Origin of the sequence: Treponema sp. (genome assembly GCF_045657965.1) — a bacterium.
Taxonomy (GTDB): Bacteria; Spirochaetota; Spirochaetia; order Treponematales; family Treponemataceae; genus Treponema_D.
This window is the reverse complement of sequence record NZ_JAZOUG010000060.1, coordinates 1-2,191: the sequence shown is the minus strand read 5'-3', so window position 1 is coordinate 2,191 and position 2,191 is coordinate 1. Positions and strand designations below refer to the sequence as shown.

The window sequence follows — 2,191 nt, the reverse complement described above, 5'->3', positions numbered from 1 at the left end:
TTGCCATTACTTTTGAAGCCTGAGTTTTTACCTGAGCCACAGACTGTTGAACAAAGAGATAATTCTTTGGGCTGATTCCGTATTTTCGCCAGATCATCATCTTCTGTTTTTCAGTAAGATTTCCTTCAATAGCACTGATAGAAAACTTCATGCTGTCGGTCATGTAGCTTTCAACATCCTTGCATGCGCTGAAGAAGTTGTGGTCAGGGCTACCCATTCCGCAGAGGTCTGCAAGTGAGTAGCGGCCGTTTCCGCAGTCGATGTTCGGGCTTGTAAGGGTGTTCTGAATCTGACGTGCCTGATTCAAGAGCTTGTTCACACGCTTGTTGGCATCCTTGATGTCATTTCGGATATCAAAGTCACCGTCAAAGCGGATGTTTTCCCAGTCGATAGACTTAGCTCTTTCTACTGCCTGCTGAATCTGCTGATACTGATTTTCGATTTGAGTAATGGTGTTCATAACCATGTCGTACTGCTGATATAACTGGTCGATAGCTGTAAGCCAGCCGGAAATATCGAATACTGGGTAGCCGGTTGCACTTACGTTGCTTACGGCAATGCTTGTACTCAAGATAATTGCAATAACTGTTCTTTTTACTTTCATAGGTACTCCTCATGTTGTGTTTCATATTTATTCTTCCAGCATCCTCTTATACTTTTCGTAGTCGAGGCCTTTGGTATCTCGTCCTAAATCTGCCATCTTTTGTCTGGTTGATTCCAGAATGTCAAAAGCCAATGGCACCATTGTGTTTCGTCCTTTCTGGGCTTCAATCTTATCCAGCATTTCATGGTCCGGAGAAATCAAAGCGAGCTGAAAGGCATCCAAATCCAAAGTGAACATTCTGCAGCCGTTAGGATTTTTAAAGTAGTAATCCCGTTTCATGGTTGCATTGCTCAGGGCAAGAATCTCGGAATCAGTAAGCCCGAAATAGCGGTAGCTTTCCATAAGTCCAGGTGAGGTGGCACTTTCATCAGCAAGATAGATTTTTGTAAGGCACTGCTGGGCGATTGTGTCGCTCAATGAAGATTTAGCTGCTGCGGCTACTTCCTGGGTTGCGAAAATACAGAAAACCTTTTTCTTACGGAGGGTGCGAAGCCATTCCTGCAAGAAGCCCGCAAAAATCGGATGCTGAAGGTAAAGCCATGCTTCATCAAGGAAAAGGAAGGTGAGTGGCTGTTTCTGTCCTGTCGGCACATTCCAGAGTTTTTCGAGATATCTGAAGATGTACATAAGGGCAGGGGCTACCGCCTTTTCACTAAGACGCATTAAGCTTCCCATTTCGATTGTGACCAGTTTTGAAAGCGGCATATTTGTTTCGTCTGCATCAAAAATGGAACCGAACTGACCTCCGGTACAGTATGGGTCCAAACCGATACGGATGGTGTTTGTTCCGTTCTCCGGGTCCGCATAAGTTGCATACTGCTGGAAAGTGGTGAGTGTACGACGACTCTTTTCTTTCAGGGAAATAAGACGGAGTGTTTCTGAAATCACCTTACTCATTTCCGGTGTTGTCTCTATGTTCTGCTGGCTTAAAAGTCCTTCGATGAACTGCTGGCACCACATAAGACTTTCTGTGTATTCTGCTTCTGTTCCCTCATCAGGACCTTTTAATTCAGATAGTGGCTGGAACGCTACTGCATCTTTACCCGGTTCTACGTAAATTCCGCCTCCACCGACCATAAAGGCACGGCTTGAAAGCTGTTTATCAATACAGATGATGTTTGCATCCTTGTATTTGGTAGCCGAAGCCATCAGCAGAGCGAGAAGGGTAGATTTACCCGCACCTGTCGGACCGAAAACGAAGGTATGTCCTACATCTCGGACATTAAGATTCAAAAAGAACGGAGTTCCGTAACTTGTAGAACAGGTACAGAGAGGAACAGCACTACCACAGGTTTCTTCTGTAAAATCGTTATAGAGCATTCCCTGCCATGCAGAACTGAGCGGAATAATATTCGAAAAGTTCTTTGTTGAAATGAGCGGGCGGCGGATATTTGCATAAACGTTTCCTGGCATCATTCCAAGCCATGCCTGACAGTTATTGAAGGTCTCTTCTTTTACAGAAAAGCCACAGGCACGTACTACCTGCTGCAGTTTGCGGGCTTTTTCCTTTGCAAATTCCAGTTTTCTGTCCCATACCATAAGGTTTGAGGTGTAATAGCCCAGCACATATTCACCCAGAGCAATATC

The 2,191-nt window shown here is 44.8% G+C and carries 2 protein-coding genes; both read right to left on the bottom strand.

The annotated features are described in order from the left end of the window. Positions 1–604 (bottom strand): TrbJ/VirB5 family protein (locus ACKI5B_RS02200; RefSeq protein WP_407425384.1); only part of this gene is annotated, 604 nt, incomplete at its 3' end. A 27-nt stretch (positions 605–631) separates the two neighbouring features. After that, a partial coding sequence (locus ACKI5B_RS02195; RefSeq protein WP_486401660.1) for a TraG/VirB4 family ATPase occupies positions 632–2,191 on the bottom strand: 1,560 nt, incomplete at its 5' end.